Below are 17,271 nucleotides of genomic sequence, written 5' to 3' on the forward strand. Positions count from 1 at the left end.
TAAATATTATCAGTTGCCGGATGATTTGGGTTTTGTGCTACAAATTAGCATGTCAATGGTGACCATACATAGATCTGGCATATAACGAATCTCACTTTTTTTACTTTACAAAATTGAATGAAATGTAAACATTAGTGACTAAAGGGCCTTGATATCTCTTGTATGGCTTGTGATGATCTACGTTTCCCCAGAATGTCTCAGCAGGAATTTCTTCAGGATAAGCATCACATTTCCAGCCCATGAGGCCGTGGTGTAGATGTTTGTATTCATTGCATAATGGTGCTTGGCCTATCATTAAATAGACACTTAACCATGTGCTTTACTTAAGCTTCCACGAAGTACAAATGTTGTCTGTCCTGGCAGTATGGAATGGCTTTATGGAATGGCTTTATGGTGATATCACTCGTCCTTCCTCGATTTCACTGCATCCAGGTAGAAATAAAGCATTAATAAGCCCGTACCTACCACGACCGCAATCGCTGCCGCGATATACGCACTATGTAGGTTGAATCGAAATTGTTCATGTCAATTTATTCTGCCTTCCTTTCTAATTAATGTAGATTGCCTTATAGTTAAAAATAGAAGAGTAGCAAAAAGAATTCAACTGGTCAAGTGTTTCGATCAATAATAGATATGCTCAAAAGTTTTGGTCGACAATGATCGAATTAACTTTACTCATCATTTTGAGATAGTTATTGCCAGTCTCTGTAATGTTGTATTTGTTGGATGGTTTTTCCACTAATCCCATCTGTATCATCGAGTCGAGGTATTGATCTGCTCTTTTAAAATTTAAATTTGCACTATAGACTACCCTTGTTTTCGTTACTTCAGATTCTTTTAAGACTTTCAGTATGTCCGCCATTATTTCTAATTTATCACGTTTCGTACCCACACCACCTAAAGTTTCCAGAGGGGATGGAGGGAGACAGCTACGCCTCCTCCATTTAATCATATAGTAGAGCCAACACCACCACGACTTTCATTCATTGAACGTACCCCCGTACCCCAAATTCATAAATCGCACATAGCTCCTATTATATACTAATGTCATAATAGCATATGAACTTTGCGAATCCCTTTATAATGTCATTATGCTCATAATGATGTAGCTGGTTGATATTGTACACATTTGGACGAGATGGAAATTCAAAACTCAAGCTTTAACGAAATAAAGATGTTGCCTGGCTTAATTCTCCCAGCCGATGTAGGGCTGCTTAATTTGTGCCGGGCTTCAGAGAAATTAAATGCTGGTATATTCGGCTTAATTTCTGGCCAAGAGCGTACGCTAATTACTGAGATTATGTACAAAAAAAAGATAACCAAACAGATACCTCATTCTTATGAAATATTGATATCTGCTTTGGACTTTCTAAACATTTCTAACGGACCCGGTGGGAGTTGAACCCACGACCCCCGGGTTAGAAGCCCGGTGCTATATCCTGGCTAAGCCACGGGCCCAAAATTGTTATTCTGGGCAGATGAGATGTGACATGGCTCTTTATGCATAAAAGCCTTTTGTACAGGAGCATAATTTGTGCGTTTAATATCAGCTAACTGAAATTATTTTGTCAACAGACTTATTTATTTGCAATGATTTGGTCTGTTTGAATTTAGATTCAAAAAAGTAAGGTTATACACATGGATGAACCAATTCTGATCATTGGTATTATTTTCTTTGCAGCTCTGAGTATTTATAATCTGATACACTCTGTTAAACATAAGATAAGTTATCTTCCTTCTGTTTTTGGGATCCTTATGGCTCTGGCAACAGCTCTTATTCTTTTTGATCAACTAATACTCGGTGGGTTTGCATTTGTAATTATACTTTTACTTGCTATCTTTTCATCCGGGAAGGTATTTGGCATCAGAAAACAGTCGTTTCTAAAAGCAATAAAAAAGGTTGATATTAATTCCACATTCTCACTCCGGTATATAATAGATATTAGATACTGGGCGGTCTATGCGTTAAAGAATGGGGCAAAAAAGGCTGCTGTGGGATATTCATTCTCGCAGACCGTCTTCATTGCCCTGGTTCTGGCAATTTTTACTTATGTATCTCCAGTATCTGCAAATTTATTAACCTTGATGCCATTCATATGTATACTCTTTTTGATGAGTGTGCGTGAGTACAATCTAATATTCAGGGAGTTTTGCGAATCAAAACTATGATCTCGTTGGCTGCTTAACTCTCTCCAGAGTTTAAGTGCTACAAATATTCATATATATTAGCGATACATTTTGGGAACAATACTTACAAAACGTACCCCTTATAGGGTATATTCAATGAGGATCCATTATGAGCGAATTACTGATCTATTACAACGGCGAGTTTGTCCCAAAGGACAAAGCAACAGTTTCCATTTATGACCACGGCTTCCTTTATGGGGACGGTGTCTTTGAGGGTATCAGAGCATACAACGGACTTGTATTCAAGCTCGAGGAGCATGTTGACAGGCTCTATGATTCAGCAAAGGCGATCGCTCTTGAAGTTCCTATCACAAAAGCTGAGATGACAGAGGCCATCCTCGAGACATTGAGGAAGAACAACCTCACAGATGCGTACATACGCCCTATCGTCACACGTGGTATCGGCGATCTTGGTCTTGACCCACGCAAGTGCCCAAAGCCAAGCATATACATCGTTTCACAGGAATGGGGTGCAATGTATGGCGACCTATATGAGGTCGGACTTAAAGCCATCACAGTAGGTATCAGGCGTAATGCCCCTGACGCACTGTCCCCTAACATCAAATCATTGAACTATTTGAACAACATCCTTGCCAAGATCGAAGCGAACGCAAAGGGTGGCGATGAGGCTATCTTCCTTGACCAGAACGGTTTCGTCTCCGAAGGTTCCGGTGACAACATCTTCGTTATCAAGAACGGCAAGATCTACACCCCTCCGACCATCAACAATCTGAAAGGTATCACAAGGGCAACCGCTATCGAGCTTCTTGAAGAGCGCGGGTATGAGGTAATCGTTCAGAACCTCGGCCTTTTCGATATGTACACTGCAGACGAGATCTTCGTTACAGGTACAGCAGCAGAGGCAGCACCTATCACACTGCTCGACGGTCGCGCGATCGGTGATGGTTCCGTCGGTCCTATCACAAAGGTCGCAGTTGCAGCATTTGAGGAAGTTACCGGCAGTGTTGGCACGCCTATCTTTGAGTGATCCTTAAGGATCATCTCCCTTTCTTTTCTTTTTAGATCGATCTTACAATGTCACGCAAAATACTGAGGGACCTTCTTTCCATCGAAGATGCGAGAGAGCTTTTCGAAGGGGTAAAGGTCAGAACACATACAGTGTCCATTCCCATCGAGATGTCAACAGGTAGGGTTCTGGCAGAGGATATCGTATCGACTATCGATGTGCCCGGATTTGATAAGTCACTCAGGGATGGCTATGCTGTGCGTTCTGAGGATGTTGCTTCTGCAGGGGATGTATCTGTCAGTTTAAAGCTGGCAGGCTTTTCTCCGGTGGGTATGCCTCCGCAGTACAGTGTCGGTGAGATGGAGGCCGTGGAGGTCGCAACAGGCGGTCCTATTCCGGATGGTGCTGATGCTGTCGTGATGGTGGAGGATACTGAACTCAAGGGCGACTACGTTGCCGTGAAGACCTCTGTGAAGGCTGGAAAGTTCCTGTTATTGGCAGGTTCCGATATCTCGAAGAACGAGCGGGTGCTTTCCAGGGGTCTGACCCTGGGTGCCCGGGAGGTTGGTGTGCTTGCAGCCATCGGCAGACGTGAGGTCTCTGTCAATACCATGAAGGTGGGAATAATCTCCACGGGCAATGAACTTGCCATGCCCGGCACAGAGCTTCAACCGGGGATGGTGTATGATACCAACTCCTATTCGCTCCATGCGGTGGCTGTTGGCTCCGGAGTGGATGCTGTTGCTTATGGCATTGTCAGGGATGACAGGGATGCAGTAGGGGATGCAGTGGAAAGGGCGGTCAGGGAATGTGACCTTGTTCTGACCACAGGCAGCACTTCTGCGGGTCCTGATGATTTCATGTACGAGATCATTGAGAAGAGGGGAACCGTTCTTGCCCACGGCCTTAATTTCAAGCCGGGCAAACCGGTGATCCTGGGTATGATAAATGAGATTCCCATCGTGGCCTTACCGGGCCATCCCACGTCCTGCCTGACTGTATTCTATGAGTTCATACTGCCTCTTATCAGGAGGAGCCTGAATGCTCCGATGGCTAAAAAGCAGACCATTAATGCGGTCCTTGGTGAGGATGTAATATCCGGCAACCGGCATGAGCTGCTGGCGGTCAGGCTGGAGGGCGGAGAGGTGTTCTCGGCCAGCAGGTCCTCGGCGGCCATCACTACCCTTGCGTATGCGGATGGTTTCATTGAGATCCCGGCGGATGTTCCTCTGGTCAAAAAAGGGATGGAAGTTGAGCTAACTCTTTTTGACGGTGCGTTCAAATGAGGCTCTCCTAAGGAAACTCTTTTTTATATTGAAGTTGTGGTAGGGAACAGATGGGCATACAGGAAGATATTCAGGCAGTTGAGGACGAGATACGTAAGACGTCTTACAATAAGGCTACTTCACATCACATAGGTAGATTGAAAGCTAAACTCGCACGTTTAAGGGAAGAGGTTGTGAAGAAGGCTTCTACCAAATCCGGTGGTGAAGGTTATTCTGTGAAGAAGTCCGGTGATGCCACTGTTGCTCTTGTGGGTTTCCCTTCTGTAGGTAAGTCCACGTTACTGAACAAGATCACAGGCGCTAATTCAGAAGTAGGTGCCTATGAGTTTACCACCCTTGATGTCATTCCCGGTGTGCTGGACTATAAGGACGCGACCATTCAGGTGCTTGATGTGCCTGGTCTGGTGAGGGGTGCGGCAAGTGGTCGTGGCCGTGGGAGAGAGGTCATAGCTGTTGTGCGTAATTCCAATCTGGTCCTGTTCCTGCTGGATGTTTTCCAGCCCGAGCATTATAAAGTGCTCATACAGGAGCTTTATGATGCAGGGATAAGGTTGAACACTACTCCTCCTGATGTCGTTATCAAGAGGAAGGACCGTGGCGGGGTCACCATAAGTACCACGCTGGAGCTGGAGCTCACTGATGATCTTATCAAGGCAGTACTTGGTGAATATAAGATCCATAATGCGCATGTCCTGATAAGGGATAACATCAATGTGGACGAGCTTATCGATGTTATCATGGGTAACAGGGTATACGTTCCTTCAGTAATTGTCGTGAACAAGGTAGATCTTGCCAATGAGGAGATCCTCGGTAAGATGGAGGAAATGTTCCCTGGCGCAACGTTCATTTCCGCTAATGAGGAGAAGAACCTCGAAGCTGTGAAGGACCTGATATATGATTCCCTGGATTTCATCAGGGTATATCTGAAACCTCAAGGCGGCCTTGCTGACATGGATGAGCCTCTGATCGTGACGGACGGCGTTACCGTTGGTGATATCTGTGAACGTCTGCACCGCGATTTCAGGGATAAGTTCAGGTATTCCCAGGTATGGGGTACTTCAGCCAAACACCCCGGTCAGCGTGCCGGCCTTGACCATTATCTTGAAGATGGGGATCTTCTGACCCTCATCATCCAGAAATAAACCTTTTTTGCATAACAAATAAGTATTATTATGTCTATGCAAGGTGTGAAGTCCCGTTGAGTAGCGGTCAATCTTTCAAGCCTTTGGAGCTTGAGACCCCGGTTCGAATCCGGGCGGGACTACTATATTTCTGTTGGCAGTCCTCTTTTTTAGTGCACACTTGATGATATTTCGAACCAACACTGCTTACAATTCTGGTAGTGTTGTAATTAAAGAACTTGAAAATATTTCAAAAAAGGAAGTAGAATTAAATTCATGTTTCAGCAGATCCTTGGTATCAGATCACCTGTGGGTGTATCCACATACCTCATACTTCCAATTGTTGTTCTCATCAGGACTTTACCTGAATTCGAATCTGTTGCCTCTCCTATGATCGCAGCATCTTTACCATACTCATGCTTACGAATTATTGATAGCACTTCTTCTGCATTTTCAGCCTTTACACAAATGATCGCTTTACCTTCATTTGCTACTTCAAGAGGGTCGATGCCAAGCATTTCACAGGCAGATAATACTGATCCTTTTATAGGCAGGTCCTTTTGGTCAATAATAATTCCTGTTCCACTTTTTTGAGCCATTTCGTTCAGTGCACCGGCAAGTCCGCCACGTGTCGGATCCTTCATGGCTGATACTGCAGGCTTGCCTTCGATAGTTCGTATTGGAATAACTGACCTTATCATATTCCATAAGGGAGCTACATCAGATACCAGATCAGTGCTAAGATCGAATCCTTCCCTATGGGCCAGAAGTGATATTCCGTGGTCACCTATGGTGCCTGTAAGGATTATTCTGTCACCAGCGCATAAACCACAGTCCCTTATAACTTCATCCGCGATCCCGATACCTGTAGTATTGATAATAATGGAATCAAGTCCGTTTCTATCTACCGTTTTTGTATCACCTGCTATGATAGGAACGCCCACCTCTTCTGCAGCTGCGTTCATGGATCTGATTATTTTCTCAAAAGAATCAAGCTCAAATCCCTCCGGCACGACCATTGCACATGTAAGGGCAAGAGGTGCAGCTCCCATTACTGCAAGATCATTAACAGTGCCTGAAACAGCAAGCCTACCAATGTTGGAATCTGGAAAGAAAGGTGGTTTTATCACGTGACTGTCTGTGGTTATCACGATCTCATCAGATCTCTTACTATCATGAATGTTACTTGCGATGTTTATCGTTGCACCATCATCGAGATCGTCAAGCCCTACAAGTCCCGCTGATCTGTTAGTTATGTTGTTGAGGATCACGTCACGTATCAGTGTTTGCATTGCCTCTCCGCCTGCTCCGTGTTCCATCCTTATGATTTTATCTTTTGACATGGTCCTCACTATCAGAAACAAGAACATATTTATTTAAGATATGATTCGATGTACTCTATCCATCTGTCAATGCTTATCCTGTCATTTCTAGAGGTTAGCAGTATGGGTATTGATGGATTTAACTGCTCAATGTCAGCTTTCATTTTTGAAGGATCAGCAGATACAGCTTCACTGATGTCCACTTTGTTCACGATGGCAAGGTCAGAGGTCCTGAATATCATCGGATGCTTCAAAACAGTATCATCTCCCTCACTTACACTTACGACCACCACACGGACGTGTTCACCAAGTTTATAGTCCACAGGGCAGATGAGATTCCCTACGTTTTCAATGAACAGAATATCAATATCTTCAAGATCTATATTTGCTAATGATCTTTCGACAAGTTTTGCATCCAGATGACATTCCCGTCCGGTGTTTGCAGCTACAGTTCTCACACCAAGTTTTTCAAAACGGGATGCATCCATCTGTGCTACCACATCACCTGCAATGACCGCTATTCTGTAACGCTCTTTGAGTGAATTTATAGCCTCTTCAATGAGTGTTGTCTTGCCTGAACCTATGGCTCCCATGATGTTCATGGCAAATATTTTGTTTTTAACTAAAAGTTTCCTGTTGCTATATGCAAGTTCATTATTGGCTTTCAGGACATCTTTGTTGATATTTACTACGTGCATCAGCATTGATAATACCCCTTTCTAATTTCATATCTCGATATCTATCGTCTGAACAATGAGATCATTTCCACCTACCAGCTGAAGCAACTTGCCACATGCAGGGCAGGTCTGTCCTGCATATTCATAAAGGGGTGGCTGATCATCACAACGAACGTTATCTGAAACTCCGGCATCTCCCCGGTATCCGCATTCACACTCTCCACATGGTGATACGAAATTCACATCGATCTTTGCACCTTTGGCAATACTATCCCGGGATAGAACCTCAAGGCAGAACAATAACTGGTCCGCGTTCACATGTGTAAGTCTGCCTATTTCCAGTTCTATGGAATTTACTGCCAATGCTTTATTATTATGTGCTGTTGCAATTACAGTCTCAAATATCTCACAAGCCAGTGAATATTCATGCATCTTATATTCCTTTGTTACGTGTATATTTGTACCAGTTATAGCATGTGCCTTCCAGGCTTACCATGCAGGCTCCGACCGGATCTTCAGGAGAACATCTTCTGCCAAAGAGCGGACATTGGGAAGGTTGCGCACGTGCTGTTAATATTTCAGCACAGATACAGCCTTCATAAAGATCATTTTCATGATCATCGATCTCGTAAGCTCTTTTCTCATGAGAGGTCTTGTCATAGATGTCAGCATGAACATTTACAGCATCGAATTGCTCAAACTCTTTTTTCAGAGCAAGGCCGGAATTTTCGATCATGCCAATTCCTCGCCAGTTACTATCGGTCCTCTTAAAGACGTGATACATGATTTCCCGGGCTTTGAGATTTCCCTCAACGTTCACACAGCGTGGATATGCATTTTCCACACAAGACCTGCCGGTTCTGATCTGGTCCTGGACCATGGCTATGCCGAGTAGAACATCGAGAACTTCAAACCCAGTTACAACAATTGGAAATCCCTTTTCTGAGATGGGATCATATGGATCTGTACCAATGATCGTTGACACATGTCCTGGTGCCAGGAATCCGTCTACGTTCGTATCCTGTGTGAGGATCTCCATTGCCGGAGGCATAAGTTTATGGGATGTGATAATACTGAAGTTCTCAGGTAGTCCTCTTAATATTGCAGCAGCATTGGATGGTGCAGTAGTTTCAAACCCAATTCCAAAAAATACAATGTCAAGGGCAGGGTTATCTTTTGCGATCTTTATGGCATCATCGATACTGTAGACCATACGAATATCACATCCATCCGATCTGGCATCGAATAAACTTCCCAGGGTGCCCGGGACTCTCATCATATCTCCAAAGGAAGTGATCACCTTTCCGGACCTTGCCAGGGCAATTGCAAAGTCTATGTCCTCTGATGGGGTTACACAAACCGGGCATCCCGGACCGCTTAACAACTGAACGTCTTCAGAGATTATATCGCGAATCGCGTATTTTGATATGGTCCTTTCATGGGTGCCACACACATGCATTATTCGAAGAGGTGTGGCATGTTCATTGATTCTTGATATAAGCTTTTGTTCAATATTTTGCATCATATCAACTGGGGTCCATCAGATCTCTTAATAATTTGAGAATTTCTTCGCTTTCTTCATCAGAGATCAATGAGATGGCATACCCGACATGAACAAGTGCATGCTTGCCTATGAGCGAACTATCAGCTCCCCCTATAAGATCAAGGTTCACCTTTCTCTTTATACCCCCGATATCCACAGTAGCCGTATTTTCATTCAGGATCGAAGTTATTTTCCCCGGAATGGCTATGCACATACTATAAAAAAGGGATCTTTTATATTTAATATGTATTGCCTGCTACCAATCATGTAGATTGATATTTATATCTGGAAGTAAAATAACTACTATAGTGAGATGGGGGATCTCGATCAATTTTAGTGGGAGACTATCAGGATCGATGTTAAAAATCATTCATACTGAGGTGGTCACTTGAGTGAGGGAAATACAAATTCAGATGTTAGTGTCAATGATCTGGATTTCTTAAGGATGGACTGGCACAAGTTCCTTAAGGCAAGGGGGTCGGGCGGAAGTTTCAAGCTTCTGGAGAACTATAAGAACGATACTCTGGGGGATACTGACTTTCCTGAGACCCATGTTCTATGGATACAGGGAGCCCAATGTACTGGCTGTTCTGAGTCTCTATTGGATGCTGCCAATCCAGATCTACTAAAGGCATTTGAGATACTCAACATATATCTGGAACGGCATGAAGCATTCCTTGCACATCAGGGGCTGTTTGTGGATGGTGAGCCTGCCAATACGTCAGAACTTAATTCAGAGATCCTGCTCGATGAGATCAGTGAAAGAGGAAACTATATTCTGATGGTAGAAGGTGCGATCGCAAATGGTCCGGAAGGTTCAGGAAAATATTTCATGTCCGGAAACCGTAGCAGCAAGGAAATGTTCAAAAAGGCAGCCCAGAATGCTGACCTTATAATAGCTGTGGGTACCTGTGCTGCATATGGAGGTATTAATACAGCCAGTAGCGACATAGTTGATATTCTGGACTACAGGGGTGTCGCTTTCACGAAGAAGGACCCATCAAAAGGGATGTTGAAGGCTCTTGGAATAGATAAACCTGTGATCAATATTCCTGGGTGCCCTCCTCATCCTGACTGGATAATCTTTACTTTAAGTGCAATTATATCCGGGAATATCAAGATACCCGATGACCTGCCTGAGGTGCTGGATGAATTTGGCAGGCCAAAGGTGTTCTTCCCACCGGATCATAACGTCCATAAGGACTGTCCACGTAAGGAATTCTTCAAAAACAAGGAATTCGATCGTTGTGTGGGTGGGGAAAAATGCCTGTTGAAAATGGGATGTCAGGCCTTCCTTGCACATGCTGACTGCGCACTGCGTAAATGGAATGATGGGCACAGTTACTGTGTTCAGGTGGGGTCTCCATGTATTGCATGCGTGGAGCCGGATTTCCCTGATAATGCAAGACCTCTGTATTCAAGTAAGAAAAGTAAAAAAAAGAAAGAGGCTGATCAATAATGGTTCGCGTAACAGTTGACCCCCTTACAAGGGTCGTAGGGCCCTTAAGGCTGGATACTGAGGTCGATGAGAACGGAATCATTAAGGAGGCCAGAAGTTCCAACATGATATTCAGGGGTTTTGAGCGTATATATCGTGGTCAGGACCCTCGGGATTCAATTCTCCTTTCCCAGCGGATCTGTGGTGTATGCCCGGTTGCACACTCGATATCTGCAGTTAATGCACTTGATGAGCTATTTGGTGTTGCCCAGTCTGTTCCAAAGGATGCACTTGTTGCAAGGAACATCAATCAGGGCCTGAACACGATCTCAAACCATTTACTTCATTTCTATATCCTATGGGGTCCGGACCTTGCAAATCCCGCTTATGGGGATGTGCTGTCCACTTTTGGTGACCTGGGAGGTTCGGTATGGAAAGAATTGCTGGGACGATTTGCCCCGATCAGCTATAAGATCGGTGGAAAAGCCATTCCTCCGGGGAGTTCCTATGTTGGTGTTATACCGATGAAGAAAAGATTACACGATGCCGGTGCTGTGATCGGTGGTAAAATGCCCCATCAGACCGTTATGTATCCCGGAGGAGTTACAAACGATCCAACAGCTTCGGACATTCAGGCTCTGTCATCGATCATGTCAGAGGTGATCGATTTCTTAAACACCAATGCAATAAGGATGCCCTTTGAGGACTGGGTTGAGAACACTTATAAAGCGTCTTCCCCAAAGAAAGCTGTTGATTTCCTTATTGAACACCTTAATGACCTGATTGAAAACTCACTTCAGACGAATGATCTTTCGCGCTCAAATGGCTGGGGGGATGTAGAGCTCTATTCAGCATTCGGTTCGGAACTTATAGGTGAAAGATCGCTGGGACTTCCGATCAGTTTCAAGCACGATAAAATGGGTGGTTATAGTGACCTTTCAAAAGTAAGCTTTCTTTCATATGGCGGATTCTATGATGTGGACCATGAGGGCTATGACCCGACAAGTCCTTCCGGCGATCGCTTCCAGACTTCCGGTTTTATGACCAGCTCTTTAGAGTTCCATAAATTTGATTCAAATAAGGTCACAGAAAGCGTAAAACATGCCTTCTATGACGATTATGACGGTTACAAGCATCCGTATGAGGGGACTACCGAACCTTTCACAGATCCTGATCGGATCAATTATCAGAATTTCTCAGAGGAGAAATATACCTGGGCCAAAGCTCCGCGTTATGACGGCATCCCCTGCGAGGTAGGCCCGTTATCCCGCCTGCTCATCATGAAAGAGCCACTTGTCACGGGTCTTGTACAAATGTTCCGGGAAAATGGATATTCTCCTTTCAACAGCTTTACCAGAATGATAGCACGCATGCAGGAATTGTTCATTATTACCAATGAAATGATCAAATGGATATCAACAGACCTTGATCCGAATGGAAGATTCCGGGTGGATATTGATATGTCAACGTCCAGTGATTCCAGGGGAATGGGTCTTTGTGAAGCTCCCCGGGGTGCACTGGGACATTGGCTCATAACAGACAGCGATTCAAAGGTTGCCAATTACCAGATAGTTACACCAAGTACCTGGAATCTGAGCCCTCGGGACAGTGAAGGAGTACCCGGTCCCCTTGAACAGGCACTGGTAGGGTGCAGGATCTCTGCAGTTGATAACTGGCTGGGAGTTGACTTCAGTAATCCGACCGGTATATTGCATGTGGGAAGGTCTTATGATCCCTGTATCACATGCGCTGTCCACACCATAGATCTAACTGGGAAGAACCCTCCGGGTACATTCAGACTGTTGTGAGAATATTATATTTAATCATATGATCAATATATGCCGGAGGCCGAAATGTCTGAATTTGATCCATCTGTTCGCATAATCGGATGTGGGAATATTCTAATGGGGGACGATGGTGTTGGAGTTCGGGTTGTCGAGGCTCTCGAAAAAATGGAGTCCGGTATTCCGGAGGATATTGATATACTGGATGCCGGTGTATGTGGCCTAGATATCCTGAACCTGCTGGAAGGTGCTGATAAGGTAATTATTGTTGATTCAATGGTTGGCAGTGGAAATACGAAAAGAGGTTCAATTCTTCGTTTTGAACTTGAGGAACTTTTGAATAAAGGCTATGAACACATTGGAATTTTTTCTGCTCATGATATCAGTATATCTGATATCCTGTCCATTGGTAAACATGTTCAGGACCTTCCTGAGATCATCGTTTTTGGGATCGAGATCGGCGAGATAAAGGAAGAGCCATCAATGGGTCTTAGTCTGGAGGTTCTTGATGCAGTGGAGCGGGTGATCCCGTATATTATTGAGGAAATGGTAGGGACATCTTAAGGCTAAAAAACTGAGTGTATTTTCCAAGGGATCTATTCATATTATTTTGGACCAGGTACATTAAAGATGCAAATTCAATGCAGAAAGATCAATGTTAGCGGGGTAGTTCAGGGTGTTGGCTTTCGTCCATTCGTATATAATGTCGCAATAGAGAACGGACTCTGCGGTTATGTGAAAAATGCAGGTAATGAAGTAGAGATAGTTGCCGAAGGAGATAAAAAGGATATTGAACGTTTCCTCCACGACCTTTATTCTAAGATGCCAACACTATCACTGATCGACCAAATAAGAACGAAGGTCTTTCCTGTATCAGGTTTTTCTGACTTCTCTATACTTAACAGTGAACAGGATGAAAATGCCAACTCCATCATCCCGCCTGACACTGCGATCTGTTCCGATTGCCTGCAGGACATGTATAATAGCAAAGACAGGCACTATCATTACCCTTTTACATCCTGTACGAACTGTGGTCCGAGATATTCTCTGGTAAGTTCTCTTCCTTTTGATAGGGAAAATACCAGTATGCTTGAATTCCCACTGTGCCAGGAATGCGGTCTTGACTACAAGCTGCCTTCTGACAGACGATTTCATGCACAGGCCACGTGTTGTCCAGATTGTGGTCCTGTCCTTTCATTTACTAATGGAAGCGGTGATGTCCTTGCTTCCGGACATGATGCTATCATCAAATGTGCTGAACTCATAGATGATGGATCGATCGTTGCAGTCAAAGGATATGGTGGATTCCATCTTGTATGTGATGCTACTTCAGACAGTGCGGTCCTGAAGCTCAGGAATTCTCTTGATCGTCCTGCACAGCCTTTTGCAGTGATGGCAAAAGATATTGAAACGGCATGTTCTTTTGCCAGTATCGATACAGACGAGAGTTCCCTGTTGCTCAGCAGGCAGCGTCCGATAGTTGTCCTGGATAAAAGGGATGATCTTTCAATATCGAGTCACATTACTCCCGATCTGCATAATATAGGTGTGATGCTACCTTACTCAGGCACACATAACCTTCTGTTCGATAATAGTGATACGGATGTTTACGTGATGACATCTGCAAATCTTCCAGGTCTTCCAATGGTGACCGATAATGGGGAGGCATTGTCCCATCTCGATAGGATAGCAGATAATTATCTTCTTCATGACTATGTTATCAGGAACAGGACAGATGATACGGTGATCAGGTCCGTTAATGGTAGAATGGCCTTTATAAGACGATCGCGTGGTTTTGTACCTGAGAGGATAGAACTTCCGTTCCCAATAGAGCCGGCGATAGGTGTGGGTCCCGAACTAAATAATACTGTTACCCTGGCAAAGAAGAACAATGCATATATTTCCCAATATATTGGGAACACAAGGCACTTTGAGACTGATCAGTATCATAAGCAGGTTGTTTTGAACTTAGGACAATTGACGAAGATCGAGCCTGTGTTATGGGGTTGTGATCTACATCCGGAATTCAATACCACACGGTTCGCACAGGAAAAAGGTGGAGATCACACGGTTTTCGTGCAACATCATCATGCACATATCGTGTCGCTAATGGTGGATAACCTTTTGCCTGTCGATTCGAGGATCATTGGAATTGCTCTTGACGGTGCAGGTTACGGGGAAAATGGAACAATATGGGGTGGAGAGGTCCTTGAAGCCACTTATTCTGGTTATGAGAGAACTGCCCATCTTATGGAGCAGCCAATGCCTGGTGGGGATATGGCTGCAACATATCCTTCGCGTATGCTTCTGGGAATGCTGCATGATGTTCTTGAGCCGAAAGAATTGAGGGACCTACCTCTTTATTTTAAGCATGGGGGATCAGAACGTAACATTGTACTGGCCCAGTTGGAAAAAGGTGTAAACCTGGTTAGGACGAGTAGTGCCGCGCGGGTACTTGATAGTGCAGCAGCACTTCTTGGTGTCTCCCATTATCGCAGTTACCAGGGTGAGCCTGCAATGAAGCTGGAATCAGTTGCAAAAAAGAGTTTACATATCGTGGATCTGCCTGTTAGGTGCAAACGAGGCGTGCTTGATACTACCAGTTTGTTATACGATCTATACGAAAGGATCGATACATACGCAGTTTGTGATCTGGCATATTCCATAGAAGATGCACTTGCAGTCGGGGTTGCAGAACTTGCCATCTCATCTGCTAAAAAAAGGAACATTGATGTTATAGGACTCAGTGGCGGAGTTGCATACAACGAACACATAACAGCCCGGATAAGTGAAGTCGTTAAGGATGCCGGGTTTGAATTTATTACACATAAGAAAATTCCCTGTGGCGATGGAGGAGTTTCTTTGGGACAAGTGGTGGTTGCAGGGTCCTCTGAAGGAACTTCTTGAAAACATCAATGGTATTAGATACTGAAAAACAAGCAGGTACGCACCTGCGAAACAAGAACATTGAACACGATAGATTCGATGAAGATCATTCACATGGGAGTGAATGCGAACGAGTACATAATCATATTAAATGGACAATTTTAGGACTATATTGTTTTGTTAATAAGCTGGGCGGGACTATTTCATTATTTCATAGCAATCTTATTTTTCAATAATTTTTCCGAGAAAACTAACAGGTCATTTATAATTGATTTTTTAAAAGACCTTTACAATCCAAAAGTGGTATGGCCTTTGATAAGAGATGTGACTAGCCTTACGCGTTTCCATCTCTGATTCTCCTTTTTTTTGTTAAGGCTCAATATTTGATATGTTTCATATAATGCTCAGTCTGCAGCTTTCAAGAATAACACGTGAGTGGGAGCTACCCTTATCTTTAATTTTTATATTTTTTAATCGATTTTGAGTTTATGCTATGCGGGAATGATATGATTGAATTGTTTTGGAATAAATCAAACAATTTAAAATAAAAATATTTATATACGATTATGTAATTTTTATAGAATCTATATGTATTATTTAAAAATGTAATTGCTAATTTCAAGATAATCATAAATAATTTCATTGAATTGTATCTTTAATTAAATTTGCTATATATAATATTTCAAATATCAACGTCATTCAGCTAATTGAAAATAGCAACACATCTGTCGTATTCAAATATCAAAGAAGGTCGTAAAAGATGGACAAATCACTCAGAATTGAAAAATTGGACGAAATGAAGGGACAAGGCCCGTACATGACGGGAATCCGCATGAGGTACAAAGGGGAAATGAAGGAATTCAATGCTTACAAGATACCTCTAGACTATCTAATCTACAATAAGTATAATGGTAGGATTGGTAGTTCTGTGAAGAGCTTTGAAAAGCAATACTACAAAATAAATGCAGAAGACTCAGTCCATAAGAAAATTGTTGAGAAGTTCCTCTGGGATTCAAAGAAAGACAGAAACAAGATGACAGAACAAAATCTTGTTGAGAATGGACAGAAGAACTATGGTATTGTGACAGCAGATGGGATAATTATTGATGGTAATAGAAGATCAATGCTTCTCAATAAAATTTATGCAGAAAGAGAAAACTGGCGAAAGAAAGGAAATGATGTTGAAAATTGCAGATATTTCATATCAGTAATATTACCAGAAGATGCGGATCCGAAAGAAATCCAAAGATTAGAGACCACTTATCAGATGGGTGAAGACGAGAAACTTGACTATAATCCTATTGAGAAATATCTGAAAATCAAAGATTTGCTTGGATATGGTTTTTCACCCTCAGATATAGCAAATATGATGCTTGAAGATGAGAGTCAAATCAAAAAGTGGATTGGAACAATGAATCTCATGGAGCAATACTTGACATATCTCAACTACGATGGCATTTATACTCGTCTCGATAAGACTGAAGGACCCTTCGTTGATCTCAGCAGATACTTGAAAAGGTATGAAGGAAGCGGTTCACAGATGGTTGATTGGGATTATGATGAGATGGATTTAAATGAACTGACACTTTTGTGTTTTGATTACATCCGCGCGAGGCATGAAGGTAAAGATTTTAGAATCATAGCACAACCTAGTAAAAAAGGAAGCATTTTCTGCAAATCAAAAGAATTATGGAGTTCGTTCTTAGAAAATCACAAGAACTCGGTCAGAAAAATCCCTGAAAAACCAGTACAAGAATATAGAGATGAAAATCCTGATGAAGATTTATCTAAGATTCTCCATGCAAGAGATAGAGACTGGAAAAAGGAAGCAGAAAAAGTTCTTAAAGATAATTTAGACAATGTAGAAAGCAAACTCCGGGATTTGAACGATGCAAACAAACCATTAGAACTTTCTAAAAGAGCACTTAATGCATTAAAATCCGTGAGCATGGAAACAGAAGAATTCTTCACAAACGAAGAGCTTGTTATTATCCTTCAAGAAATCAACAAATATTCCTCTGAATACATTGAAGCAATTAATGATTATAAGTGCTGATTAC

General features: G+C 43.0%; 16 protein-coding genes, 2 tRNA genes and 1 pseudogene. 11 read left to right on the forward strand and 8 right to left on the reverse strand.

The genetic code is table 11. The features are described from left to right. Positions 1-100: 100 nt before the first annotated feature. The 3 genes from AC20MK_RS01005 to AC20MK_RS01015 all read right to left on the reverse strand — a co-directional run bounded on the left by AC20MK_RS01005 (position 101) and on the right by AC20MK_RS01015 (position 1,458). Positions 101-295 (reverse strand): hypothetical protein, encoded by a 195-nt coding sequence (locus tag AC20MK_RS01005; protein WP_487356166.1) that lies wholly within the window; start codon positions 293-295, stop codon positions 101-103. A 342-nt stretch (positions 296-637) separates the two neighbouring features. Continuing rightward, complete coding sequence (gene sso10a, locus AC20MK_RS01010) at positions 638-952, reverse strand: Sso10a family chromatin protein (RefSeq protein WP_487356167.1); 315 nt, start codon at positions 950-952, stop codon at positions 638-640. A 431-nt stretch (positions 953-1,383) separates the two neighbouring features. Then, positions 1,384-1,458: transfer RNA gene (locus AC20MK_RS01015), tRNA-Arg, on the reverse strand. Between the two features lie 297 nt (positions 1,459-1,755). Between AC20MK_RS01015 and AC20MK_RS01020 the strand changes: the two genes are divergently transcribed. The 5 genes from AC20MK_RS01020 (at position 1,756) to AC20MK_RS01040 (ending at position 5,704) form a co-directional block, all read left to right on the forward strand. Further along, the gene (locus AC20MK_RS01020) at positions 1,756-2,169 is read left to right on the forward strand and encodes a hypothetical protein (protein ID WP_487356168.1); all 414 of its coding nucleotides are present in this window, start codon (positions 1,756-1,758) and stop codon (positions 2,167-2,169) included. 127 nt (positions 2,170-2,296) lie between these two features. Continuing rightward, a complete protein-coding gene (gene ilvE / locus AC20MK_RS01025; protein ID WP_487356169.1) occupies positions 2,297-3,175 on the forward strand; it encodes a branched-chain-amino-acid transaminase in 879 nt (292 codons plus the stop codon). A 47-nt stretch (positions 3,176-3,222) separates the two neighbouring features. Further along, positions 3,223-4,440 carry a molybdopterin molybdotransferase MoeA gene (locus tag AC20MK_RS01030; protein ID WP_487356170.1) on the forward strand — a complete coding sequence of 406 codons (1,218 nt, stop codon included), beginning with the start codon at positions 3,223-3,225 and terminating at the stop codon, positions 4,438-4,440. Between the two features lie 50 nt (positions 4,441-4,490). Beyond that, a complete protein-coding gene (locus AC20MK_RS01035) occupies positions 4,491-5,582 on the forward strand; it encodes an OBG GTPase family GTP-binding protein (protein ID WP_487356171.1) in 1,092 nt (363 codons plus the stop codon). Positions 5,583-5,631: 49 nt separating this feature from the next. Beyond that, positions 5,632-5,704: transfer RNA gene (locus AC20MK_RS01040), tRNA-Gln, on the forward strand. Positions 5,705-5,842: 138 nt separating this feature from the next. Here the strand turns inward: AC20MK_RS01040 and hypE are convergent. From hypE to AC20MK_RS01065, 5 genes are read right to left on the reverse strand one after another with little or no spacing between them, the layout of a single operon-like run. Next, the gene (gene hypE / locus AC20MK_RS01045) at positions 5,843-6,904 is read right to left on the reverse strand and encodes a hydrogenase expression/formation protein HypE (protein WP_487356172.1); all 1,062 of its coding nucleotides are present in this window, start codon (positions 6,902-6,904) and stop codon (positions 5,843-5,845) included. Between the two features lie 29 nt (positions 6,905-6,933). Continuing rightward, on the reverse strand, positions 6,934-7,587 hold the full coding sequence (gene hypB / locus AC20MK_RS01050; RefSeq protein WP_487356173.1) for a hydrogenase nickel incorporation protein HypB: 654 nt from the start codon (positions 7,585-7,587) through the stop codon (positions 6,934-6,936). Between the two features lie 21 nt (positions 7,588-7,608). Next, the gene (locus AC20MK_RS01055) at positions 7,609-7,992 is read right to left on the reverse strand and encodes a hydrogenase/urease maturation nickel metallochaperone HypA (protein WP_487356174.1); all 384 of its coding nucleotides are present in this window, start codon (positions 7,990-7,992) and stop codon (positions 7,609-7,611) included. 1 nt (position 7,993) lies between these two features. Continuing rightward, positions 7,994-9,085 (reverse strand): hydrogenase formation protein HypD, encoded by a 1,092-nt coding sequence (gene hypD / locus AC20MK_RS01060; protein WP_487356175.1) that lies wholly within the window; start codon positions 9,083-9,085, stop codon positions 7,994-7,996. Between the two features lies 1 nt (position 9,086). Next, positions 9,087-9,317, reverse strand: a complete 231-nt coding sequence (locus AC20MK_RS01065) for a HypC/HybG/HupF family hydrogenase formation chaperone (protein ID WP_270096024.1) — start codon at positions 9,315-9,317, stop codon at positions 9,087-9,089. A gap of 174 nt (positions 9,318-9,491) precedes the next feature. Between AC20MK_RS01065 and AC20MK_RS01070 the strand changes: the two genes are divergently transcribed. The 6 genes and pseudogenes from AC20MK_RS01070 to AC20MK_RS01095 all read left to right on the forward strand — a co-directional run bounded on the left by AC20MK_RS01070 (position 9,492) and on the right by AC20MK_RS01095 (position 17,267). Further along, on the forward strand, positions 9,492-10,562 hold the full coding sequence (locus tag AC20MK_RS01070; protein WP_487356176.1) for a hydrogenase small subunit: 1,071 nt from the start codon (positions 9,492-9,494) through the stop codon (positions 10,560-10,562). Next, positions 10,562-12,349, forward strand: a complete 1,788-nt coding sequence (locus tag AC20MK_RS01075; RefSeq protein WP_487356177.1) for a nickel-dependent hydrogenase large subunit — start codon at positions 10,562-10,564, stop codon at positions 12,347-12,349. Before AC20MK_RS01070 ends, AC20MK_RS01075 begins: the two co-directional genes overlap by 1 nt. A 45-nt stretch (positions 12,350-12,394) precedes the next feature. Then, the gene (locus AC20MK_RS01080) at positions 12,395-12,889 is read left to right on the forward strand and encodes a hydrogenase maturation protease (RefSeq protein ID WP_487356178.1); all 495 of its coding nucleotides are present in this window, start codon (positions 12,395-12,397) and stop codon (positions 12,887-12,889) included. A gap of 66 nt (positions 12,890-12,955) precedes the next feature. Further along, positions 12,956-15,232, forward strand: coding sequence for a carbamoyltransferase HypF (hypF, locus tag AC20MK_RS01085; RefSeq protein WP_487356179.1), 2,277 nt, complete (start codon positions 12,956-12,958; stop codon positions 15,230-15,232). A 23-nt stretch (positions 15,233-15,255) separates the two neighbouring features. After that, positions 15,256-15,372: pseudogene (locus AC20MK_RS01090) on the forward strand (ISNCY family transposase); the annotation flags it as partial. Between the two features lie 599 nt (positions 15,373-15,971). Next, positions 15,972-17,267 (forward strand): hypothetical protein, encoded by a 1,296-nt coding sequence (locus AC20MK_RS01095; RefSeq protein WP_487356180.1) that lies wholly within the window; start codon positions 15,972-15,974, stop codon positions 17,265-17,267. Positions 17,268-17,271: the final 4 nt, after the last annotated feature.

The organism is Methanococcoides sp. DA23 (assembly GCF_057593895.1).